Annotated in this window: 1 protein-coding gene; it reads right to left on the bottom strand. The window is 37.5% G+C overall.

Features of this window, described 5'->3' with window-relative positions:
• A partial coding sequence (locus tag AC1DTM_RS31170) for an AMP-binding protein (RefSeq protein ID WP_477001784.1) occupies window positions 1–542 on the bottom strand: 542 nt, incomplete at both ends.

Here is a 542-nt window from a genome sequence, read left to right as displayed (position 1 = left end):
CTATAAATATAGTCATCATGTGTTCTAGGAATTAATTTAGAAAGCCCTGTTGTCCCTCCTGATAATTGGAGAAACGCAACATCACTTGGCTGAACTTCTGGTAATGGAACCGGATCCATATAAAGATTATTTATGTTCACAAATTCTTCTTCTTCCCCCACTACGATTACATGTTGTAAGGTTGGAACTTTCTCTTTCACTTCTCTTGCTAGTTTTCGATAATCAAATCCGAGTGCCTTATCTGAAATAACGTAAGCGCTCGCCTCACCAAACTCACAAAAATAACTAATTTCACTGCTTCGATGTGAAGGTAGCGCAAAAACAGGAAGCGCTCCAATTCGAAATAGTGCAAAACATATTTCGAAAAACTCTATAACATTGGGTAGCTGAAGAACAACTCGGTCCTCTTGCTTTATTCCTAAATTCAATAAACCTGCAGCTAAGCGATCTACCTTTTTATCAAGTTCACTATACGTTATATGTGTATTACTACTTACAATCGCAATTTCATCTCCATGCTTTTCAGCGCGTTCTCTTAACAT

The sequence above is a fragment of the Bacillus sp. P4_D3 genome, from assembly GCF_056401855.1.
The sequence above is the reverse complement of the archived record's forward strand: the minus strand, read 5'-3'. Positions and strand labels throughout refer to the sequence as shown.